The sequence below is a fragment of the Brevundimonas poindexterae genome, from assembly GCF_020524625.1.
In the GTDB taxonomy this organism is placed as follows: domain Bacteria; phylum Pseudomonadota; class Alphaproteobacteria; order Caulobacterales; family Caulobacteraceae; genus Brevundimonas; species Brevundimonas poindexterae_A.
The window spans coordinates 125,132-145,768 of record NZ_JAIVLL010000002.1 but is presented as its reverse complement, the minus strand read 5'-3'; the positions used below and the strand labels follow the sequence as shown (position 1 = coordinate 145,768).

Below are 20,637 nucleotides of genomic sequence, written 5' to 3'. Positions count from 1 at the left end.
CGCGGGTGCGGTGCCCTTATGCGCCCCGGCCTGACCAAAGGGAGCCCGCCATGATCGACCGTCGCCGCCTTCTCATGACCGCCGCCGCTGCCGGCGCCGGCCTCGCCGCCTCGGGTCAGGCCCTGGCCCGCGCCCTGCCGGGCGCCGATCCCGTCGCCGAGCTGAACGGCTGGATGGATCGGGTCTTCCAGGATCTGGTCATGACCTCTCCGGAGTTCCTGACCGCGCTGGGCCTCGACAAGGGCGCCATGGCCGCCGCCAAGAGCCAGCTCGATGACCGCTCGCAGGCGAAGATCGACGCCGACGAGATCAAGTTCAACGGCTTCATGGATGAGCTGAACGCCATCGATCGCAGCGCGCTCTCGGGCCGCGACGCGGTCAACTACGACACCGTGAAGTTCTTCGGGGACACCCAGAAGATCGCCCAGGAGTTCGCCTACGGGACCGGCAATTCGCCCTACACCGTCTACCAACTGGGCGGCGCCTATCAGAACATCCCCGACTTTCTCGACAGCCAGCACCAGATCGAGACGGCCGAGGATGCCGAGGCCTATCTGGCGCGCCTTGCGGCCTTCCCGACGGCGCTGGACCAGGAAACCGAGCGCATGCTGGCCGACTTTGCCGCCGGGGCCGTCCCGCCGGACTTTGTCATCGACAAGACCCTGCTGCAGCTGGCCAATCTGCACGACACGCCGGCGGCTGAGTCGATCATGACCACTTCGGTCGAGCGCCGCACGTCCGAGAAGGGCATTGCCGGCGACTGGGCTGCCCGCGCGGAACGGATCGTCGCCGGAGAGATCTATCCCGCCCTGTTGCGCCAGGCCGACGCCTTCAAGGCACGTCGGGCCGAAGCCGTGCACGATGCGGGCGTGTGGCGCCTGCCCGACGGCGAGGCCTGGTACAGCTATGGCCTGCGCAATTCGACCACCACCACCATGACCGGCGAGGAGGTCCACCAGATGGGCCTTGAGCAGGTGGCCGAGCTCACCGCCCGGGCCGACGCCCTGCTGCGTGCCGAGGGCATGACCGAGGGCACGGTCGGCCAGCGCATTGCCGCCATGAGCCAGGACCAGCGCTTCATCTATCCCAACACCGATGCGGGCAAGGAACAGCTGCTGGCCGACCTGAACCTGCAGATGCAGGACATGCAGGCGCGGCTGCCCGACTATTTCGGCCGCATTCCCAAGAGCCCGGTCGAGGTTCGCCGCGTGCCGGTCTTCACCGAGGCGGGCGCGCCCGGTGGCTACTATCAGGGGCCGGCGCTGGATGGCTCTCGCCCCGGCGCCTACTACATCAACCTGCGCGACACGGCCGAATGGCCGAAGTGGACCCTGCCGACCCTGACCTATCACGAGGCGTCGCCGGGCCATCACCACCAGATCGCCCTGCAGCAGGAAAACGACGACGCGCCGATGCTGCTCAAGATCCTCGGCTTCTCGGCCTATTCCGAGGGCTGGGGCCTGTATGCCGAGCAGCTGGCCGACGAGATGGGCGTCTATGCCGACGATCCCTGGGGCCAGATCGGCTATCTGCAGTCGCTGATGTTCCGCGCGACCCGGCTGGTGGTCGACTCCGGCCTCCACCACAAGCGCTGGAGCCGCGAACAGGCGATCCGCTACATGGTCGATACCCTGGGCGATCAGGAAAGCGCCGTGACCACCGAGGTCGAACGCTACGCCGTCTGGCCGGGCCAGGCCTCATCCTACAAGATCGGCCACACCGAATGGGTGCGCCTGCGCGAAAACGCCAAGGCCACTCTGGGCGACCGGTTCGATATCAAGGGCTTCCACGATACAGGCCTCGCCGTCGGCGGCGTGCCCCTGACCGTGCTGGACGAGGTCATCACCGACTGGGTGGCCGCCCGGAAGGCCTGACCGGCCTCAATCGTCGCGATCGCGATCGCGATCACGGTCCCGATCGTGGTCCCGGTCCCGGTCGCGGTCGTGGTCCCGGTGACGGCGGCGGTCTCGGCGATCCTGCCGGTCATGATCGCGGTCATAATCCGGGGCTACATAGACCGGCGGATAGTAGTTCAGGTCGCCGGGGCAGTAGCGCTGCTCGATGCCATAGGGATTGCCCGGCGGTTTGGCGTAGTAGCAGTTCCGGTTTTCCCACTCGAGCTGGGCGTTGACGTCCTCGAGCCCCATCAGGATGCCCTCCATGATGTCCGGGTCCGAACAGGCCGAGGTGCCGAGGGCTGCGCTTGCGGCCAGCAGGATCATCAGGCGTCTGGCAACCATGGTCGTTTCCCGTTCACTGTCGGGGCGGGTGCGGACGATGCGGGCGATGGGGCCGGTGAGGGCGATCCCGGTAATCCCGGTCGTCTTGGCAGACCTGGTACGGATACCCCCATGCATCGATGCGGGTATAGCAGTCCGAGTCGAGGATCAGCGCCAGCGCCACCAGATCGGCGCCGATCGACACCCCCTGCCAGAACAGCGGATCGGACAGGGGATCGTCGCTCGCACAGGCGGACGCCAGCAGGCCACAGGCGGCCACCGCCGCGGCGGCCCTGGATCGCACAAAACGCATCGGTGTCGGTGTCATGGTCAAGCCTCCCATGACCCGAGTTTAGTCCGCCACCGGACACAAGGGCTGTGACGGAATCTGATACCGGCGCTATCCGGTCGTGCGGCTGTCCCAGGTCAGGGGCCACAGGTCGGGGGTCACGCCGAAGCAGCGCTCCATCTCGCTTTCCCGCGCCAGCACAAAGCCGCGCGCGGTCCAGACCCACTCGTGCACCGTGCCGCAATCGCCGATGCCGCGCCCCTTGCCAAAGGCCGACAGCCGTCGCGTGGCCGGGTCGTAGTCGGGGTTGATCGGCGTCTCCATCGCCTCGCCCGTGGTCGGCAGGCTGACGATGCGGGGCGACGCTCCGGCACTGTCCGTCAGCACATAGAGATAGCCGGTGTTATAGGCCCCCATGAAGCAGGGCACCCCCCACAGCACGGTGTCGGCATCCAGCCGGTACTGCTGGGTGGACGACTGGAAGTCGGGGCTGAAGTCCGTCTCGCCCCGGCATTCCCGCACCTTGCCCATCGCCTCGACCGCATCGGGCAGGGCCGTGCCCTCTTTCATGCCGGTCTGGGCGACGGCGGGGGCAGGCGTCACGACTGGCAGGGCCGGCGCGGCGGGCACGCGGGATGCCGGGGCATCGCCCTTGCGGATCAGGGCCGTGACCGTATCCAGCCGTCCCTGCCGCTCGTCGATCCAGAGCAGGGCGGCGGACACACCCGACACCGACACGTCGAGCGACCCGTCCGCCGTGCTGAGGCTCGCCGAGCGCCCCATGGCCAGGGCGTCGATGGCGGCGCGCGTCCGGTCGGCGCGAAGGCGGGCCACACCGTCCTGCAGGCGTGCAGCGAAGCGCTGGCTGTCGATGGTCAGGGTCGGCACCACACTGCCGTCCGACATCCATATCCCCATGTCGATCACCGGCTGTCCGTCCGGCCCCGCCGGCATGAAGATGCGCAGCCAGCCGTTCGCATCGGCCCCGGCGCCAAAGGCGGTGCAGTCTCCATTGTTGCCGCAGGTCACGGTCCAGTCGCGAAACGTCTTCGTCTCCGGACGGGCTGTCGCCGCGGCGGGGGCAGGCGAGGGCGTCGCCGCGCCGTCCGCCGGGGCTTCGGCTCCGGTGGCGGTCTGTCCCTCCGGCTCGCCCTGACAGGCCCCCAGCAGGGCGATCAGGCTGACCCCCAGGCTCGCAAGCAGTGTTCGGCGCATGGGGGTCTCCTTCAATCCGGCGGTTTCACCGTGAGGCAGCGACAACGCGGGCACAAGGGCGGGGTTTCGCGCGGGCGCGGGGCTCGCTATACCGCCCCCACAAATTTCCTTCCCGCAAAGACAGAGAGCGCACATGGCCAAGATCAAGGTCGACAACCCCATCGTGGACATCGACGGCGACGAGATGACCCGGATCATCTGGCAGATGATCAAGGACAAGCTGGTCTTCCCCTACCTCGACCTCGAGCTCGACTATTACGATCTGGGCATGGAACACCGCGACGCCACCGACGACCAGGTGACGATCGACGCGGCCCACGCCATCCAGAAGCACGGCGTCGGCGTGAAGTGCGCCACCATCACGCCGGACGAGGCCCGGGTCGAGGAATTCGGCCTGAAGAAGATGTGGAAGTCGCCGAACGGCACCATCCGCAACATCCTGGGCGGCGTGGTCTTCCGCGAGCCGATCATCTGCTCGAACGTGCCGCGTCTGGTGCCCGGCTGGACCCAGCCGATCGTCGTCGGCCGTCACGCCTTCGGCGACCAGTACAAGGCGACCGACTTCCTGATGCCGGGCGCCGGCACCCTGTCGATCAAGTTCGTCGGCGACGACGGCAAGGTGATCGAGCACGAGGTGTTCAAGTCGCCGGGCTCGGGCGTCGCCATGGGCATGTACAACCTCGATGCCTCGATCCGCGACTTCGCCCATGCCTCGTTCGGCTATGGCCTGGCGCGCAACTACCCCGTCTATCTGTCGACCAAGAACACCATCCTCAAGGCCTATGACGGCCGCTTCAAGGACATCTTCCAGGAGGTGTTCGACGCCGAATACGCCGAAGAGTTCAAGAAGCGCGGCCTGACCTATGAGCACCGCCTGATCGACGACATGGTGGCCGCGGCCATCAAGTGGTCGGGCGGCTTCGTCTGGGCGTGCAAGAACTACGACGGCGACGTCCAGTCCGACATCGTCGCCCAGGGCTTCGGCTCGCTGGGCCTGATGACCTCGGTCCTGATGACGCCGGACGGCAAGGTCATGGAGACCGAGGCCGCCCACGGCACCGTCACCCGCCACTATCGCCAGCACCAGAAGGGCGAGGCCACCTCGACCAACTCCATCGCCTCGATCTTCGCCTGGACCCGCGGCTTCAAGCACCGCGCCAAGCTGGACAACAACGCCGAGCTGGACCGCTTCGCCGACACCCTCGAGAAGGTCGTCGTCGATACCGTCGAGTCGGGCTTCATGACCAAGGACCTGGCCCTGCTGGTCGGCGACCAGCAGTCCTGGCTGACCACCGAGGGCTTCCTCGACAAGGTCGCCGAGAACCTCGACAAGGCCATGGCCGCCTGAAGCCAGACCCCGTCATCCTCGGGCTCGACCCGAGGATCGGAGCGGGCAGGCGGCTGACCGCTGCGCCCTGCACCGATCCCCAGATCAAGTCTGGGGATGACGAAGGCCTCTTCCCATCAGCCCCGTCCGACTCGCGTCGGCGGGGCTTTTGTTTGTGGCCCGGCCGGGTTCGTGCATTCTGGGATCGACACAGCCAAGGAGAGGCACGTGAAAATCATCGGCAATCTGATCCTGGCGGCGGTGGTGCTGCTGGTCATCAGCTTCTTTGCAGCCCCGGGCGTGGCCTTCTTCGCCCTGCGCGGCGCGGCTGACAGCGGCGATGTGGCCGAGCTCGACCGGCTGGTCGACTATGGCGCCATGCGCAAGGCGCTGGGCCCGCAGCTGACCGGACGGGTCGAGACCACCCCGCCGCCGCCCTCCATCCTCGAGGATCCGATCGGCGCCGTTCAGCGCCAGTTCCAGCGCGGGCCGGCGGCCGAGGGGCCGCGCGCCGACGCCTATCTGACGCCGGCGGCGCTGGGCGCCCTGACGCGGGGCGAGGGCCGCGAGGCCGCGCGCCGCTCGGAGGATACCGGCACGGTCGAGGCCGATGCACCCTCCGGCGGGCCGCTGCCGCGCCCGGTCTACTGGGGCATGGACCGCGCCCGGATGGCCGTGACCGGCGAAAGCGGCGGCGAAACCGTCTTCACCTTTGTCCGGACCGGCTTCTTCAGCTGGCAGCTGGTGCACGTCAGCCTGCCGGAACAGACCGTTCCCATGGTCGGCCAGAGCGGACGCAAGGGCGGCTGACCCGTGGCCCCGGGCGGCGACTCACGGCAACCCTGACCGCAGGGGAGCGTTAGGGCGAGGGTGCCGGTGGGGACCGGACCAGTGGGAGTTTGAGGGGACCATGCGTAAACTTGTGACCGGCCTGGCCGGACTGGCGCTCGTCGCCTTCGCCGGGGCCTGGGCCCTGTCGCCCGTCTTCGCCATGCAGGCGCTGACCCGTGCCGCCGAACAGGGGGACGAGCAAGCCCTCGAGCGGCTGGTGGACTTTCCGGCCGTACGCCAGAGCCTCAAGGACGAGCTGAACGCCCGCATGATGGCCGAGATGCGGGCCGGCGACTCGGGCGTGGATCCCGCCTGGGCGGGGCTTGGCATGCTGCTGGGCCCGGCCATTGTCTCGGGCGCCATCGACGCCGTCGTCACGCCCCAGGGCGTCGCCACCATGGTCCGCACCGCCGAGGCCCCCGAGCCCGAAGACGTCCTCAACCGGCCTGAGGCCAGTCCCGGCAAGACCGAGGACGATGTGCGCAAGTCCTGGACCTATCGCGGCGCCAACCGCGTCGAGGTGCGCCTGACCACCACCGACCGCCCGGACCAGCCGCTGATCCTCAATATGGATCGCCAGGGCCTGTTTGGCTGGCGCCTCGTCGAGATCGACCTGCCGGACGCCTAGGGCCGGCTTTCCGGTGCAGGGCCGATGTCGGCGTTCGACCCATGGCGGCCACCGCCGGTTCGGGACTTGGAAGTCCAATGCGATCATGATCTGAAGGCCAGATGATCGACGCTGTCGAAATCTATGGCGAGCAAGCCCTGGACGATCCGTTTCGCCCGGAGTTTGAACGCGCCCGCGCCCTGCTCGATGGACCGGAATGGGAACAGGGCCTCGATCAGCTCGAGACGCTGGCCTACGCCGGTTCGATGCTCAGTACGATTTGCGTGGCGGGCTGCATGTTGGAGGGCTGGTACGACCACGAAGACCTGCCTGGTGCCGAAGCCTGGTACCGGGTTGCGGCGGAAGCCGGTTACGCCGCAGCCTTCTTCGGACTGGGCGTAACCTATTATCGCATGGGCCGCTTCACGGACGCCTTTGCTGCTTACGAGCAGGCCGCGTCAATCGGCTTTGCCCCGGCCTACAACGGCCTCGCGAACCTCTACTGGTTCGGAGAGGGTGTTCCGCTGGATCGGCAGCACGCGGTGACGCTCTGGAGAGAGGGCGCGACATGGGGTCACCAGAAGGCAAGACACGCGTTGGCTCGGGCGCTCGTTCATGGCTACGGAGGGCTCCGCGGCCGGATCGAGGGACTGCGGCATGTGTTTCGATTGGTCGTGGAGGTCTGGCGGGGAACTGACCTGAAGTCGCACCCGCAAATACCGACCAAGCCGCTTCCCACTGTTCATTGAAGGTCTGCGCCGAGGTGCCGACACGACGGCCGCTATCGACCTGTTGGGGACCTAGTCCATCTCCTTCAGCCAGCGAACGCCCGCCGCAGAAACATCCAGTGTCGCTTCTCGTCCAAGCTCACGCCAAGGCTTGCGAGATGTGTCGTATTCGATGATTTCGTAGCTTCGTCCGCACGTCTTCCAATCAGTGCAGGGGGACACGTTCGGAGGCTTGTCCCAGGGTATGTTGGCGAGCCGCCGAACCTCGGCCATCGCCTCCTCTCGGGTGCCGAACTGCCCGACTTGTTCGGCGTGCAGATCATCCTCGACAACGAACATTCGACCTCTCCCAATCTCGGAGGCTAGGAGAAGCAGCGTCCGCTTCCAACCCCCAGGCGACGGTGGCCCTCCCGACCCATTGCGGACCTTCGCAGTGGCGTATTTGCGCCGCTATCCCGTGAGGCCGGAGCGTAGCAACAGTGCGGCTGACCCAACAGCAGTGACTGCGCCCAGAATTCGCCAGACCATCACGGACCGTCGGGAGAAGGTGTAGGCGGTCAACTCGCGCCGCTCCTCAAAGTAGTCCTCCGGCCCCCCCTGTTCGATCTCCTCCAGCCTCCGGAGACGAGCCGCCTCGGCTGGGGCGACAAGGAAGCGCGGCGCAATCGCCACCACCAAGCCGCATACAAGGAAGATGAAGGGCAGCAACATTGGGTCAGACAACCTGGGCCCGCTCCCGGTGTCAATGTCCGCTTTCCACCCTCAGGCGACGGTTGGCTTTCGACCCTCAGGGGACGCTCGGGTCCGGGAATCGAACCATGGGGGAGGCGATCCTGAGCGTATCTCCATCGAGACGGAGAAAAACCTTGATGAGGCCGACGGACGTGCGGGCGCTGTCGTCCGGATCCTTCGAAGCCAGCCCGTTGCTCCCGACGAGTGCGCCATAGTCGGTCCTCCAGTCGAAGTACGAATTGGCATCGGGCGCGAGCTGCCTAGCCTCCTGCTTCCATGAGTTCACGTCGATTCGACGCATCTTTCCGGTCTCGTCTGCGCGTAGGACGACATCGTCATTGTAGAGGCCCGTCCCGAGACTGTTGCTCTGGAAGACAACCAGACCGCTGGCCACAATCTCTGGAACCTCGTACCACTGCGCGTCCGTACTTTCCTCGTGGGCGACCAGGTGCAGCTGGCCGTTCTCGTCACGCTTGATCAGGGCAACAGCACAGTAGCCGCCCTTGCAATATTCGTCCGCGCCCGAGCGCGGAAGGCCTGTTCCCTGCAACTGGTAGAAGAGGCCCCTGTCCCAATCGATGGTGTGATCGATGACACGCCCCGATGAATAGACGACGCATCTCGGTTCAGAGGTGCCGAGGCAAGGGCCGGAGATTTCGGCCGGCGGCGGACTCAACTCGCCCGAACGCGAGACTGGAGCGGGTTGGCATGCCGACACCCATAGTGACCCGACGACTATCGCGAGAGCCCTCATCGCCCATCCCTAAAACTGAAACCTCAGACGACCAACCGTATCAGGCGCTCAGGTCAGCGTCCCACCCCTCGGGCGACAGTCCGCTCCCGACCGAAAGCGGACATCGGCGCCGTCCGCTTCCCGGTTCCGCAGGACGCCCGGACAGCCCGTCGATAAAGTATCCTTGGCCCTCACCCGGAAATGCCGCGATCGGGCATTTCCGGGACGGCGGACACCGAGCCCCGTCAGTAGGGGCTGTCGCACTGCTGGCCGTTGACCGAGGCCAGTTCCTTGCCGTCGCGCGACACGCGGCCCATCTCGACCGCGCCGCCGGTGCCGCGCACGAAGAAATAGTCGCGGCTGCCGGTGATGGGGCGCAGATCGTCGTACATCGGGTTGATCACATAGGTGCCCGAGGCATCGATCATGCCGAACTTCTCGCCGGACGAGACCACCGCCCGGCCGTTGCGGTCAAAGTTGGAAATCGCCCGGAACTGCGGATTGATCTTGTAGGTGCCCGACGCGTCGATCACGCCCCAGCGATAGCTGTTGCGGTCCCCCTGCACGGCGACCGTGGCCACCACGCCGCCCGGACCGTCGGCGAACTCGCCGACCATGTCGAACTGCGGATTGATCTTCAGATTGCCCTCGGAATCGATGAAGCCCCAGTCCTCGCCGACCAGCACGGGGGCCAGACCGCCGGGGCCGAACCCGCCCGCCTGCTCCCACTGGGGCTGGATGACCATTTCGCCCGAGGTGTTGATGTACCCCCAGCGATGGGTCTCGGTTTCCTGACTGAAGTCCGGGCGCTCGGGCCGCTCATAGCTGTAGCCCCAGGCGGCGGCGCGCTGTTCGGCGCTCTGCTGGCGCTGCTCCCAGGCCTCGGCGGCGCGGGTGTTCTCGGTGGTCTCGACCGTGGTCACCAGAACCGGCGCCAGACCGTTTTCCCCGAACTGGCCGACGGCGGTGTACTGGGGATTGATCACCCATTTGCCGCTTTCGTCGATGAAGCCCCACTTCCGGTCGGTCGAGGCCGCCGCCATCCCCTTGGTGAAATAGACGATCTCGGTCATGTCATCGTCGCCTGACATGGCCACCGAGTCGAACTGGGGATTGATGATGTAGGCACCCTTGCGATCGATGAAGCCGTACTGGTCGCCCGACTGGACCAGGGCGCGGCCCTTCTCGTCGAACGGGCCCATCTCGTCGAACTGCGGATTGATGATGTAGGCGCCCTTGCGGTCCGCCGTGCCCCATTGACCGCCGACCTCGACCAGCAGGGTGTCGCCGCCGTCCAGCATCAGGATCGAGTCGAACTGCGGATTGACCACATAGCTGCCCTTGCGGTCGATCAGGCCCCATTTGCCGCCGTTGCTGACCGGGGCGACGCCGTCCTTGGTGAAGAAGCCCGCGCCGTCGAACTGGGGATTGATGACGATCTTGCCGTCCTCGTCCACGAAGCCGCAGTTCTCGCCATAGGCCACCGGCATCAGGCCCAGGTCGATCTCCGTGGCCATGCCACCCCCGCCCTTACCGCCGAACGCCCCCATCGACCAGGCCGCTGCGCCCACGCCCAGCAGGGCCACGACCGCAACCCCGGCCAGCAGTCCCTTGTTCTGCAGCAAGCTCTTCTTGTCCGTCATCTGACTAGTCCCCCAGATCATCAAAGGGGGCGTCTGTATGTTCGCCCCCGTACACAGGGACAAACGTAACGGACTGACAGGTCAGATCAAGTTCTGGCCGATCAGAGTTTCTCGAGTGTGTCGCGGATAGCCTGAAGCCCGGCCTCGGCCTTGCTGGCGTCGGGCGCGCCGCCCTGTGCGAAATCCGGCTTTCCGCCGGCGCCCTTGCCATCCATGGCCAGAACAGCTTCACGCGCCAGATCGGCGGCATTCACCCGGTCGGTGCTGTCGCTGGTCACGGCCACGGTCACGGCCGCCTTGCCGTCGGTCGTGCCGATCAGGGCGACGACGCCCGAGCCGACCTGTTTGCGGAAATCCTCGGCCACGCCGCGCAGGCCCTTGCCGTCCACGCCGTCCAGGATGCGCGCGATCAGCTTGATGCCGTTGACCTCCTCCGGCGCCGCATTGCCGCCGGAACCGCCGCCCAGGGCCAGCTGCTTCTTCAGCTCGGCGACCTGTTTCTCCAGCGCCTTGACCGAGCCTTGCAGGCTCTCGACGCGAGCCGGCACATCCGCCGGCTGGATCTTGAAGTCGCGGGCCAGACCGCGCGCGACCCGGGCCTGGGCCTCCAGATACTGGCGGGCGGGCTCGCCGGTCAGGGCCTCGATGCGGCGCACGCCGGCGGCGATGCCGCTCTCCGACACGATCTTGAACAGGGCGATGTCGCCGGTGCGCGCGACGTGGGTGCCGCCGCACAGTTCGACGGAGTAGGGCGTGTCGCCGGTCAGGCTGCGGCCCAGCGTCAGCACGCGGACCTCCTCGCCGTATTTCTCGCCGAACAGGGCCACGGCCCCGGCCTCGATCGCCGCCTCGGGCGCCATCAGCTTGGTCTCGGCCGGCAGGTTCTGGCGGATGACGGCGTTCACCTCATCCTCGATCCGGGCCAGTTCCTCCTCGGTCACCGGGGCGTTGTGGCTGAAGTCGAAGCGCATGCGCTCGGCGTCCACCATCTGGCCCTTCTGGGCCACGTGCGGGCCCAGCACATTCTTGAGCGCCGCGTGCAGCAGGTGCGCGGCCGAGTGGTTAGCCCGGGTCGTCTGGCGCGCGGGCGCCGTCACCGAGGCCTCGACCCGGTCGCCGCTCTTCAGCGTGCCCGACAGGATGCGCACCCGGTGCACATGCAGGTCGGCCGCGGGCTTTTGCACGTCCAGCACCTCGGCCCGGCCGCCGTCCCAGCTCAGGGTCCCGCGGTCGCCCGCCTGTCCGCCGCCTTCGCCGTAGAAGGGGGTGCGGTCCAGCACCAGTTCGGCCTCGACGCCCTCATGCGCTGCCTCGGCAGCCTCGCCGTCGACCACGAGCGCCAGCACCTCGCCGGTACCGTCCACGCTGTCGTAGCCGGTGAAGTCGGTCGGCCCCAGCCGGTCGCGCACGGCCAGCCATTCGGCCGCCGAGGCGGTCTGGCCCGAGCCCTTCCAGTGTTCACGCGAGCGGTCGCGCTGCTCGGCCATGGCGGCCTCAAAGCCCTCGGTGTCGACGGCAAAGCCGCGGCGGCGCGCCTCGTCCTGGGTCAGGTCCAGCGGGAAGCCATAGGTGTCATAGAGGGTAAAGGCCGTGCCGCCCGGCAGGGTGCCGCCCTCGGCCAGGTCGCGCGTGGCCTCCTCGAACAGGGTCATGCCGCGGCCCAGCGTGGTGCGGAAGCGGATCTCCTCCTGCTTCAGCGTGTCCTCAATGAAGGCCTGGGCGCGGACCAGCTCGGGATAGGCCTCGCCCATCTCGGCCACCAGCATCGGCACCAGACGGTGCATCAGCGGATCGGCCGCGCCCAGCAGGTGGGCGTGGCGCATGGCGCGGCGCATGATGCGGCGGAGCACATAGCCGCGGCCCTCGTTCGACGGCGTCACGCCATCGGCGATCAGGAAGGACGAGCTGCGCAGGTGGTCGGCGATCACCCGGTGGCTGGGCGCGCGGTCGCCCTCGGCGGCCACGCCCGTCGCCTGCTCGGACGCCGCGATCAGGGTGCGGAACAGGTCGGTTTCATAGTTGGAGTGCACGCCCTGCAGCACGGCCGCGACCCGCTCCAGACCCATGCCGGTGTCGATCGACGGCTTGGGCAGGTTCAGGCGGGTGCCGTCTTCCTGCTGCTCGAACTGCATGAACACCAGGTTCCAGATCTCGACCCAGCGGTCGCCGTCCTCTTCCGGCGTGCCCGGAGGTCCACCCCAGATGTGGTCGCCGTGGTCATAGAAGATTTCGGTGCACGGTCCGCACGGACCGGTGTCGCCCATCGACCAGAAATTGTCCGAACCGGCGATGCGCGCGATGCGGCTTTCCGGCAGGCCGGCGATCTTCTTCCACAGGTCGAAGGCCTCATCGTCGTCGACATAGACGGTGGCCATCAGCCGGTCCTTCGGAATGCCGAAGTCGCTCGTGACCAGCTTCCACGCCGCCTCGATGGCGTGCTCCTTGAAGTAGTCGCCGAACGAGAAATTCCCCATCATCTCGAAGAAGGTGTGGTGGCGCGCCGTATAGCCGACATTGTCCAGGTCGTTGTGCTTGCCCCCGGCGCGCACGCATTTCTGGGCGCTGGCCGCGCGACTGTAAGGGCGCTTCTCCTGACCGGTGAAGACGTTCTTGAACGGCACCATGCCGGCGTTGACGAACAGCAGTGTCGGATCGTTCTGCGGGACCAGCGGTGCGGACTGCACCTTGGTGTGACCATCGGCGGCGAAATAGTCGAGGAAGGTCGAACGGATCTCTTTGAGGCTGGACATCAGGCGGCTGGCTCGATCAGGGCGAAAAAGGGGAGGCAGCCGTCATATAGGGGATCGCGCCCGATTGCATCACCTGCCCGTGATCGGCGGTGCGGGCGCGACATTGCGGCGGGCGACGCCCGGCCGGGAGAGGGCTAGGGTCAGGCCATGAACGAGGTGGTGGTCTGGTATGACGGGGCCTGTCCCCTGTGTCGGCGCGAGATCGGCCTGATGCGCCGTCTGGACCGGCGCGGGGCCCTGACCTTTATCGATGTCGCTGAACCGGGCGCGGCCGAGGCCTGTCCGCTCGATCCGGCCGAGCTGCTGTCCCGCTTTCATGTGCGTGAGGATGGTCAGATCCTGTCCGGCGCCGCGGCCTTTGCTGCCATGTGGCGCGCCATCCCGCTCCTCAGGCCCCTTGGCCTGATGGCCCGGAACCGGAACGTTCTGGCCCTGCTTGAGGCCCTGTATGCGCGCTTCCTCAAGGTCCGCCCAAGGTTGCAGCAGTGGTTCAGGGCGCCCCCGTCCCGGACCTGAGTTCGGTGGCGTCGACGGTTGAGGCTCCCATGTGGCGGATGAAAACCTCCGTCAGTTCGCGATGCCATTTCCTGTATCGCTCAGGATAGACTGAGGCGTCGTTCAAGCCCTCGGCCTCCAGCAGCCAGTCGACGAATTGCTCGGCGGTGACCGGGCCGTGATCAGGGATGTAGTCCTTAAGGTGGCGCGGTTCGCCGTTCACCGTCCCTCCGCACCAGCCGAGGCCAACGCGGAGTTCGTTCATCAGGGCATCGTAGCGGGACCTGGGACACATGGCCGGATATTGCGGCCTTCGATCCCTGTTCACAACACGCGACGAAGCCGCCCGACCGGGGGGTCGAGCGGCCTCTTTTCCCCGGACGGGGTCGCGGGGTCGGTGGCGGGTCGCGAGGGACCCGACCGGGGAAGTCTGTAGCGAGGCCTGGGGCGGGGAGGGCGATCAGCCCTCCAGGTCCTGCCCCTCGTCGGGTTCGGGCGTGCCCAGCAGTTTTTCCTCGATCTTCTGGGTCGACTGCCGCACGGCCTTTTCGATGGCGTCGGCCACATCGGGGTTGGCCTTCAGGAACTCGCGCACATTCTCGCGGCCCTGACCGATGCGCTGGCTGTCATAGGAGAACCAGCTGCCGGCCTTCTCGATCACCCCGGCCTTGACGCCCAGATCGATGATCTCGCCCAGCTTCGAGATGCCCTCGCCATACATGATGTCGAAGATCACCTCGCGGAACGGCGGGGCCACCTTGTTCTTGACCACCTTCACCCGGGTGGTGTTGCCGACCACTTCGTCGCGGTTCTTGATGGCGCCGGTCCGGCGGATGTCCAGCCGTACGGAGGCGTAGAATTTCAGCGCATTGCCGCCCGTGGTCGTCTCGGGCGAGCCATACATCACCCCGATCTTGTGACGGATCTGGTTGATGAACAGCACGATGCATTTCGACTTGTTGATCGAGGCCGTCAGCTTGCGCAGCGCCTGGCTCATCAGGCGCGCCTGAAGGCCCGGCAGGCTGTCGCCCATCTCGCCCTCGATCTCGGCCCGGGGCGTCAGGGCGGCGACCGAGTCGACCACCACAATGTCCACCGCGCCCGAGCGCACCAGGGTGTCGGTGATCTCCAGGGCCTGTTCGCCGGCGTCCGGCTGGCTGACCAGCAGATCGTCCAGGTTCACACCCAGCTTCTGGGCATAGACCGGGTCCAGCGCATGTTCCGCATCGACGAAGGCGGCGACGCCGCCGGCTTTCTGGATTTCCGCGACCGTATGCAGGGCCAGGGTGGTCTTGCCCGAGCTTTCCGGCCCGAACACCTCGATCACGCGGCCCTTCGGCAGGCCGCCGATGCCCAGCGCCATGTCGAGGCCCAGCGAACCGGTCGAGATCGACTCGATCTCAGTCACCACGCCACCCTTGCCCAGCTTCATCACCGAGCCCTTGCCGAAGGCCCGGTCAATCTGGGCCAGCGCGGCTTCCAGAGCCCGCGCCTTGTCGCCGTCGTCCTTACCCACCAATTTCAATGCCGCCTGTGCCATTGCCTTCGACTCCCTTGCCATGATTCCCATCCGACTTCGGGAGAGACCCGCCACAGGGGCAGATGTCCGCCCCCGGCCCGCTCCCGGTGACCGGCATATGTGCATGTTTTGTTCCGGTTGCCAATATGTTCTTTTTGGCAGGTGCGACCGGGATTGACGTAGGGAGTTAAATGGCTCGGGCAGCCGCCCCCTTGTCCTTCTCCCCACCGGGGGAGAAGGTGTCAGGCGGAGCCTGACGGATGAAGGGGATGCCTGACACGGTACCGAAAGCGTGGGCGTTTGCTCTCAACCGCCCCCTCATCCGGGCCGCTCTCGCGGCCCACCTTCTCCCCCGAGGGGAGAAGGATCGCTGACCCGATGCCCTCAGCCATCACAGGAGCCCCGGAATTCCCCCGCCCGTTCAAAGCCCCCACCGTTTCTCACCCCGACTTCCCCGCCTCAGCCCGGGCCTGTGCAAACCTCCCCGGGTCCCGTCGCACGGAGGGCTCGTAAGGCCTGCGACCTTGTGAGCGGCGGGAGCGATGGAGCGGGATCAGGCTTCAGGGCCTGAGCACCCCCTATCTCCGCCTCCGGGTGCGGGATCGGGGCAAGGGTCGAGGGGGATACTCGGCCGTTCCGGGACTGAATGCAGGTTCAGCCCGCCCGCCGGGGGCGCTGCGGTAAGGCGATAACACCGCCACCCGACGCAAGCTTCCGGAAAACCACCGCGCGGAGCGTCGGTCTTCGTCGAAACGGTAAAAACGCTAACTCATCCGGGCGAAGGCCCGGCGCTCCGCCTGCCCTCCACCTCTCGCCGTCTTCGGCGAGAGGCGGCAGGGCGTGCCTATTTGGCCTTCTTGTAAATCGTCATGCCGAGGATGGCGAAGGCGACGGTGACGATCACGGCCAGCCAGAACAGGATGACGGCGATGTCGACGAAAGCGCCGGCAAGACCGCCAAATCCCAGAACGGCGAGGATCAGTGCGGCGACGGCGAAGATGATGGCCCACTTGAGCATGGAAAGCCCCTTTCAAAAGGTCTGAACAGCACCGCAACGCCACCCCGTCGGCGTCGTTCCGGTAATTTGGCCTTGCCGGTTGGACAGCGGCCCGATGCTGCACCCGCGAGAAAAAAGTCGCCGCGCGGGTGATCCCATGGCCAAGCTTTGCGTTGGAAGGGGCATGACAAAGACCAACAAGCCCGCCGTCCTCAATATCCGTAACGCCCGTGCCTCTGACGTGGAGGCCATCGCCGCCCTTGTTTCCAAGGTCTACAAATCCATGCCGCCCTATACGACCGGCATGCTGCGGGGCCAGATCTCCGTCTTCCCCGATGGCCAGTTCGTGGTCGAGTACGAGGGCGACATCGTCGGCTATGCCGCCGGCTTCCGCATCGACGAGAAGACCGCCATGGGCCAGCACACCTGGTCGCAGATCACCGGCGGGGGCTATGCCTCGCGTCACGATCCGCATGGCGAATGGTTCTACGGCATGGAGGTCTGCGTCGATCCCGACCGGCGCCGCCTGCGCATCGGCCAGCGCCTGTACGATGCGCGCCGCGACTTCTGCGAGGCCAAGAATCTGAAGGGCATTGTGTTCGGCGGGCGCATGCCCGGCCTGTCACGGAAGAAGGCCACCTATGCCGAGCCAGAAGCCTATCTGGACGCCGTCTCGGCGCGGAAGGCCAACGATCCGGTGATCGGCTTCCACCTGCGCTCGGGCTTTGAGCCGATCGGCGTGCTGAAAGGCTATCTGGCGTCGGACACCGCCTCCATGGGCCACGCGGCGCACATGGTCTGGCGCAACCCCTATTACGTCGAGGAGCGCGGCAAGGGCTCGGCCTTTGCGGTCAAGGAGAACGTCCGCATCGCGACCGTCCAGCTGCAGGCCCGCAAGGTCTCCAGCTTCGACGAGTTCATCTCGAACGTCGAATACTTCGTCGATGTGACCTCGGACTATCGCACCGACTTCGTCGTCTTCCCCGAGCTGTTCACCCTCCAGCTGCTGTCGCTGGAGAAGAAGAAGCTGACGCCGGCGGAATCGATCGAGGCCCTGACCCGCTACACGCCGCGCTTCGTCGAGGCGCTCCGCAAGATGGCGGTCGAATACAACATCAACATCATCGGTGGTTCGCACCCGACCCAGACCGACGACGGCGACATCCAGAACGTCGCCTATGTCTTCCTGCGCGACGGCTCGGTCCACGCCCAGGAAAAGATCCACCCGACCCCGAATGAGCGTCACTGGTGGAACATCAAGGGTGGCGACATGGTGCACGCCATCGACACCGACTGCGGGCCGATCGGGGTGCTGATCTGCTACGACTCCGAATTTCCCGAACTGGCCCGGCGGCTGGTCGACGAGGGCGCGCGCATGCTGTTCGTGCCCTTCTGCACCGACAACCGTCAGGGCTATCTGCGGGTGCGCTACTGCTCGGCGGCGCGCGCCATCGAGAACCAGTGCTACGTCGCCCTGTCCGGCAATGTCGGCAATCTACCGAACGTCGAGAACATGGACGTCCAGTACGCCCAGTCCTGCATCCTCACGCCCTGCGACTTCCCCTTCGCGCGCGACGGCATCGCCGCCGAGGCGTCAGAGAATGTCGAGACCATTACGGTCGCCGACCTCGACCTGTCCGACCTGGCCTGGGCCAAGGCGCAGGGCACGGTCCGCAACCTGCGTGACCGGCGCTTTGACCTCTACAAGACCGTCTGGACCGACGGCGGCTGACCTCAGACGCCCGGCACGAACACTGTGCCGGCGCCCGACACGGCAAGGGCCGCGACGATCAGGACCGCTCCTGCGACCGTCAGCCCGCGCCACGGGCCGGCGCCCGGACTGTTCGGGGTCATCAGCGCCAGCGGCGCCGCAAGGCTGAGCCAGAGGAGGGCGATCAGTGCCAGAATGCCTGGCAGGTCCATGCCGATGCCGAGGAACACCGGGTGGGCCATGGCCAGCAGCCACGGCCCGACAATCACGGTCGCCAGCGCGGGCAGCAGGGCGATGCGCGCCCGGCTTAGATCCGGGTCGATGACCGCGACCAGGGCCGCGACACCGACCGCGATGGTGCTCGGCCACAGCAGCAGGAAGGCCGCCTCGGGCAGCACGAACTGCGCCAGCGTCCCCATCAGCATGACCAGGGTGATCAGGCCCAGCCAGCGCGGCCAGACACTGGTCGCCGGCGGCGCCACCGGAATGGCGGCCACGATGGCCACGACCGTCATCGCAGCGCTCACGGGCTGCCACCCGGACATCAACTGGATCAACAGGCCCATCAGGCCGACGACGGCCATCCACGCCAGACGCCCCCGCCCGACCGTACCGGCCAGCGTGATCAGCGCGGCCCCCACCAGCGCCAGACCCGTCGCGACCTCCATCCACGGCAGCCGCTCCAGCAGGGTGTAGTAGACGTCCGCCGACTGCACCCGCCCGGTCATCGGGCCGGCCAGCAGGCGCACCGCCTGGGCCAGCACGAAGGCCCCTGCCAGAAAGGCGAGGGCATCGGCCACCCCGCGCAACAGGCTCGCCAGCGCGGTCCGGCTGCGGAAGATGGCGATGCCCAGAAACACATGGGCCAGCACCACGAACAGCCATCCCCAGGGCGCGGCCATGACGATCATCGTCCGCCCGAACAGGTCCGCATAGACCCGGTCGGGGCCGGGGGCGGGCAGGGTGTCGGCCCTCAGCAGCCGGTCGGTCACCTCCAGCGCCTGCGAGCCGATGTGCTGCAGGCTGCCGCGGTCGAGCGCTTCGGGCGTCGAGGTGGCGCTGTGGTACTGGTCCGCCCGACCGATGAAGGCAAAGTTCAGGCCCGCCAGCCCCCGGTCACGCGGCACCGAAAAGTCGGTGTCGTTCGACATCAGCCGATAGACCGCCACCGCCAGCGAATTGCTGGTCACCCCTCCGTCGATGTCGGGCGCGGCCTCGGCCAGCAGGCCCACACTGCCGGCATTGCCGGGGCCGGTCTCGAACATCATGGCGCGCCCACCCCCGCCCCGCGCCTCAAGGTTGACGACAAAGCCGATACGGGCCCGATCGGGATAGTCGCCAAAGAAGATGCGGGCGCCGTCGAGGCCCAGCTCCTCGGCATCGGTGATCAGGACGATCAGCGGCCGTTCGGTCTGGCCCCGGGCCTTGATCGCGCGAACGGCTTCGAGAACGGCCGCGACACCCGTGGCATCGTCGGCGGCCCCGGGCGATCCCGGCACACTGTCATAGTGGGCCATCAGCACGATGGGCGCGGCCGCCGGATCGCGGCCAGGCAGGACACCGACCAGATTGCGCGCCTGATAACCGGCCTCGGCGGGCGACAGCTCCCAGCGCTCCATACGCCGGATCGAGCCGGGCGACAGCGGCCCCTCCATGACCACCGGGTCGAGGCCCAGCGCCTGCATACGGGTCAGCAGATACGCCCGCGCCTCGGCGTGGGCGGGCGTCCCCAGCGGACGGGGCGACCGGGCCAGTTGCTCGACATCGGCAAAGGCGCGCCCGGCGGAAAAGGCCGTCGCCTCCGCCGTTGCGGGTCGGGGGGCCGGCGTCCGGGTCAGCAGGGCTGCCAGCCCCAGTCCGACCAGCAGGCAGGCCAGCATCAGCAGGCCCAGCGCCGGGCGACCCCGCTGAACCGAGGCCCGGGATTTCGGATGCCATGCCGTCATTGTCGTCCCCCAAGCGAAGCCTGTCGGTCGACCCTAACGCAGCCTCCGGGCGGGTGTAAGCCGGATCAGGCCGCGTCCTGCAGGAAGGTCGGGGATTTCACATGAAGGCCCCGGCGGCCGCTGACCGGCCGGAACGCCAGGCTCTCGCCGTTCAGATTTTCGCTGGGCGCCAGGAAAAGGCAGCCGTCGTCGACCAGCCGCCGCTCCAGTCCCTGCAGCACCAGGGCCCGGGCCGCCGGCTCCATGCCGATCAATACATGACGACAGAAGATGACGTCGAAGCGGGGCGCTTCATCGTCGGCCGAGGGCGTATCGAGCAGATTGAGCCGCTCGAAGCGGACGACCTGCTTCAGGGTGTCGTCGGCGGTCCACAACTCGCCCTCCGGCCGGAACCAGCGCACCATGGTGCCGGCGGCCAGCCCGCGCTGGATCTCGAAGCCGGTGTAGGCGCCCTTGTGGGCCTTCTGCAGGGCGATGCGGTTCAGGTCGCTGCCGACCACCTCGACGTCGAGGTTCAGGTCGAGCGCGCACATGGCCAGCGACCAGGCTTCCTGTCCGGTCGAACAGCCCGCCGACCAGATGCGAAGCGTCTGGCCACGGCGGGCCTGCGAGAGGGCGGGCAACAGTTCCTGGCTCATGGTCAGGAAGGCTTCGCGGTCGCGCCGGAACCAGGTCTCGCCGTTCAGCTGGCTTTCGATCACATCCCACGCCAGGCCCGCGACCGGCTTGCTCCACAGGGTGGCCAGCATGGTGTCGACGCTGTCGAACCCGGCCCGGCGCGCCACAGGGCCCAGCCGGTGCTCGGCCAGATTCATCCGGTCCCGCCGAAGCCGGTTGCCGGTGCGCGTGGCGACCAGGGTCTGGAGTCTGTCGAAGTCCTCGGGGCTCATGTCGG

At 67.2% G+C, this 20,637-nt stretch carries 19 protein-coding genes; 7 read left to right on the top strand and 12 right to left on the bottom strand.

Annotated elements, in window-relative coordinates:
• The first annotated feature begins 50 nt into the window (after window positions 1–50).
• Window positions 51–1,874, top strand: coding sequence for a DUF885 domain-containing protein (locus tag LC068_RS06910; RefSeq protein WP_226635742.1), 1,824 nt, complete (start codon window positions 51–53; stop codon window positions 1,872–1,874).
• Window positions 1,875–1,880: 6 nt separating this feature from the next.
• On the opposite strand, the gene LC068_RS06905 is transcribed toward LC068_RS06910, so the two are convergent.
• From LC068_RS06905 to LC068_RS06895, 3 genes are all read right to left on the bottom strand, one after another.
• Window positions 1,881–2,240, bottom strand: a complete 360-nt coding sequence (locus tag LC068_RS06905) for a hypothetical protein (protein WP_226635740.1) — start codon at window positions 2,238–2,240, stop codon at window positions 1,881–1,883.
• 13 nt (window positions 2,241–2,253) lie between these two features.
• Window positions 2,254–2,547, bottom strand: a complete 294-nt coding sequence (locus tag LC068_RS06900; RefSeq protein ID WP_226635738.1) for a hypothetical protein — start codon at window positions 2,545–2,547, stop codon at window positions 2,254–2,256.
• A gap of 72 nt (window positions 2,548–2,619) precedes the next feature.
• Window positions 2,620–3,723: a DUF1176 domain-containing protein gene (locus LC068_RS06895; RefSeq protein ID WP_226635736.1), complete on the bottom strand. Its 1,104-nt coding sequence runs from the start codon at window positions 3,721–3,723 to the stop codon at window positions 2,620–2,622.
• Between the two features lie 133 nt (window positions 3,724–3,856).
• On the opposite strand from LC068_RS06895, the gene LC068_RS06890 reads away from it, so the two are divergent.
• The 4 genes from LC068_RS06890 to LC068_RS06875 all read left to right on the top strand — a co-directional run bounded on the left by LC068_RS06890 (window position 3,857) and on the right by LC068_RS06875 (window position 7,237).
• Complete coding sequence (locus LC068_RS06890) at window positions 3,857–5,071, top strand: NADP-dependent isocitrate dehydrogenase (protein WP_226635734.1); 1,215 nt, start codon at window positions 3,857–3,859, stop codon at window positions 5,069–5,071.
• A 207-nt stretch (window positions 5,072–5,278) separates the two neighbouring features.
• Window positions 5,279–5,860 (top strand): DUF2939 domain-containing protein, encoded by a 582-nt coding sequence (locus LC068_RS06885; RefSeq protein WP_226635731.1) that lies wholly within the window; start codon window positions 5,279–5,281, stop codon window positions 5,858–5,860.
• 100 nt (window positions 5,861–5,960) lie between these two features.
• Window positions 5,961–6,509 (top strand): DUF2939 domain-containing protein, encoded by a 549-nt coding sequence (locus tag LC068_RS06880; RefSeq protein ID WP_226635729.1) that lies wholly within the window; start codon window positions 5,961–5,963, stop codon window positions 6,507–6,509.
• Between the two features lie 101 nt (window positions 6,510–6,610).
• Window positions 6,611–7,237 (top strand): tetratricopeptide repeat protein, encoded by a 627-nt coding sequence (locus LC068_RS06875; protein ID WP_226635727.1) that lies wholly within the window; start codon window positions 6,611–6,613, stop codon window positions 7,235–7,237.
• A 51-nt stretch (window positions 7,238–7,288) separates the two neighbouring features.
• Here the strand turns inward: LC068_RS06875 and LC068_RS06870 are convergent, their stop codons facing one another.
• From LC068_RS06870 to alaS, 4 genes are all read right to left on the bottom strand, one after another.
• Entirely contained in the window at window positions 7,289–7,555 is a 267-nt protein-coding gene (locus LC068_RS06870; RefSeq protein ID WP_226635725.1) for a hypothetical protein, read from the bottom strand.
• 448 nt (window positions 7,556–8,003) lie between these two features.
• The gene (locus LC068_RS06865) at window positions 8,004–8,624 is read right to left on the bottom strand and encodes a hypothetical protein (protein ID WP_226635723.1); all 621 of its coding nucleotides are present in this window, start codon (window positions 8,622–8,624) and stop codon (window positions 8,004–8,006) included.
• A gap of 302 nt (window positions 8,625–8,926) precedes the next feature.
• The gene (locus LC068_RS06860) at window positions 8,927–10,324 is read right to left on the bottom strand and encodes a WG repeat-containing protein (RefSeq protein WP_226635721.1); all 1,398 of its coding nucleotides are present in this window, start codon (window positions 10,322–10,324) and stop codon (window positions 8,927–8,929) included.
• Between the two features lie 101 nt (window positions 10,325–10,425).
• The gene (gene alaS / locus LC068_RS06855; protein WP_226635719.1) at window positions 10,426–13,074 is read right to left on the bottom strand and encodes an alanine--tRNA ligase; all 2,649 of its coding nucleotides are present in this window, start codon (window positions 13,072–13,074) and stop codon (window positions 10,426–10,428) included.
• 147 nt (window positions 13,075–13,221) lie between these two features.
• On the opposite strand from alaS, the gene LC068_RS06850 reads away from it, so the two are divergent.
• A complete protein-coding gene (locus LC068_RS06850) occupies window positions 13,222–13,590 on the top strand; it encodes a thiol-disulfide oxidoreductase DCC family protein (RefSeq protein WP_226635718.1) in 369 nt (122 codons plus the stop codon).
• On the opposite strand, the gene LC068_RS06845 is transcribed toward LC068_RS06850, so the two are convergent.
• From LC068_RS06845 to LC068_RS06835, 3 genes are all read right to left on the bottom strand, one after another.
• Window positions 13,565–13,834 carry a hypothetical protein gene (locus LC068_RS06845; RefSeq protein WP_226635717.1) on the bottom strand — a complete coding sequence of 90 codons (270 nt, stop codon included), beginning with the start codon at window positions 13,832–13,834 and terminating at the stop codon, window positions 13,565–13,567. The two genes, LC068_RS06850 and LC068_RS06845, sit on opposite strands and share 26 nt — an antisense overlap.
• Before the next feature lie 195 nt (window positions 13,835–14,029).
• Window positions 14,030–15,109, bottom strand: coding sequence for a recombinase RecA (recA, locus tag LC068_RS06840; RefSeq protein ID WP_226635716.1), 1,080 nt, complete (start codon window positions 15,107–15,109; stop codon window positions 14,030–14,032).
• A gap of 823 nt (window positions 15,110–15,932) precedes the next feature.
• Entirely contained in the window at window positions 15,933–16,106 is a 174-nt protein-coding gene (locus LC068_RS06835; protein ID WP_209118351.1) for a DUF1328 domain-containing protein, read from the bottom strand.
• 163 nt (window positions 16,107–16,269) lie between these two features.
• Here LC068_RS06835 and LC068_RS06830 point away from each other — a divergent pair, with 163 nt between their 5' ends.
• On the top strand, window positions 16,270–17,817 hold the full coding sequence (locus LC068_RS06830) for a bifunctional GNAT family N-acetyltransferase/carbon-nitrogen hydrolase family protein (protein ID WP_226635715.1): 1,548 nt from the start codon (window positions 16,270–16,272) through the stop codon (window positions 17,815–17,817).
• A 2-nt stretch (window positions 17,818–17,819) separates the two neighbouring features.
• On the opposite strand, the gene LC068_RS06825 is transcribed toward LC068_RS06830, so the two are convergent.
• Window positions 17,820–19,742 (bottom strand): M20/M25/M40 family metallo-hydrolase, encoded by a 1,923-nt coding sequence (locus LC068_RS06825; protein WP_226635714.1) that lies wholly within the window; start codon window positions 19,740–19,742, stop codon window positions 17,820–17,822.
• A 65-nt stretch (window positions 19,743–19,807) separates the two neighbouring features.
• On the bottom strand, window positions 19,808–20,632 hold the full coding sequence (locus tag LC068_RS06820) for a CheR family methyltransferase (RefSeq protein ID WP_209118357.1): 825 nt from the start codon (window positions 20,630–20,632) through the stop codon (window positions 19,808–19,810).
• Window positions 20,633–20,637: the final 5 nt, after the last annotated feature.

What these genes read in the sequence shown, in the direction of transcription:
- recA (WP_226635716.1), bottom strand. Translation starts at nt 15,109, where the DNA reads ATGGCACAGGCGGCATTGAAATTGGTGGGTAAGGACGACGGCGACAAG.
- LC068_RS06870 (WP_226635725.1), bottom strand. Translation starts at nt 7,555, where the DNA reads ATGTTCGTTGTCGAGGATGATCTGCACGCCGAACAAGTCGGGCAGTTC.
- LC068_RS06900 (WP_226635738.1), bottom strand. Translation starts at nt 2,547, where the DNA reads ATGACACCGACACCGATGCGTTTTGTGCGATCCAGGGCCGCCGCGGCG.
- LC068_RS06905 (WP_226635740.1), bottom strand. Translation starts at nt 2,240, where the DNA reads ATGGTTGCCAGACGCCTGATGATCCTGCTGGCCGCAAGCGCAGCCCTC.
- LC068_RS06835 (WP_209118351.1), bottom strand. Translation starts at nt 16,106, where the DNA reads ATGCTCAAGTGGGCCATCATCTTCGCCGTCGCCGCACTGATCCTCGCC.
- LC068_RS06875 (WP_226635727.1), top strand. Translation starts at nt 6,611, where the DNA reads ATGATCGACGCTGTCGAAATCTATGGCGAGCAAGCCCTGGACGATCCG.
- LC068_RS06860 (WP_226635721.1), bottom strand. Translation starts at nt 10,324, where the DNA reads ATGACGGACAAGAAGAGCTTGCTGCAGAACAAGGGACTGCTGGCCGGG.
- alaS (WP_226635719.1), bottom strand. Translation starts at nt 13,074, where the DNA reads ATGTCCAGCCTCAAAGAGATCCGTTCGACCTTCCTCGACTATTTCGCC.
- LC068_RS06895 (WP_226635736.1), bottom strand. Translation starts at nt 3,723, where the DNA reads ATGCGCCGAACACTGCTTGCGAGCCTGGGGGTCAGCCTGATCGCCCTG.
- LC068_RS06830 (WP_226635715.1), top strand. Translation starts at nt 16,270, where the DNA reads ATGACAAAGACCAACAAGCCCGCCGTCCTCAATATCCGTAACGCCCGT.
- LC068_RS06825 (WP_226635714.1), bottom strand. Translation starts at nt 19,742, where the DNA reads ATGACGGCATGGCATCCGAAATCCCGGGCCTCGGTTCAGCGGGGTCGC.
- LC068_RS06880 (WP_226635729.1), top strand. Translation starts at nt 5,961, where the DNA reads ATGCGTAAACTTGTGACCGGCCTGGCCGGACTGGCGCTCGTCGCCTTC.
- LC068_RS06850 (WP_226635718.1), top strand. Translation starts at nt 13,222, where the DNA reads ATGAACGAGGTGGTGGTCTGGTATGACGGGGCCTGTCCCCTGTGTCGG.
- LC068_RS06910 (WP_226635742.1), top strand. Translation starts at nt 51, where the DNA reads ATGATCGACCGTCGCCGCCTTCTCATGACCGCCGCCGCTGCCGGCGCC.
- LC068_RS06820 (WP_209118357.1), bottom strand. Translation starts at nt 20,632, where the DNA reads ATGAGCCCCGAGGACTTCGACAGACTCCAGACCCTGGTCGCCACGCGC.
- LC068_RS06890 (WP_226635734.1), top strand. Translation starts at nt 3,857, where the DNA reads ATGGCCAAGATCAAGGTCGACAACCCCATCGTGGACATCGACGGCGAC.
- LC068_RS06845 (WP_226635717.1), bottom strand. Translation starts at nt 13,834, where the DNA reads ATGAACGAACTCCGCGTTGGCCTCGGCTGGTGCGGAGGGACGGTGAAC.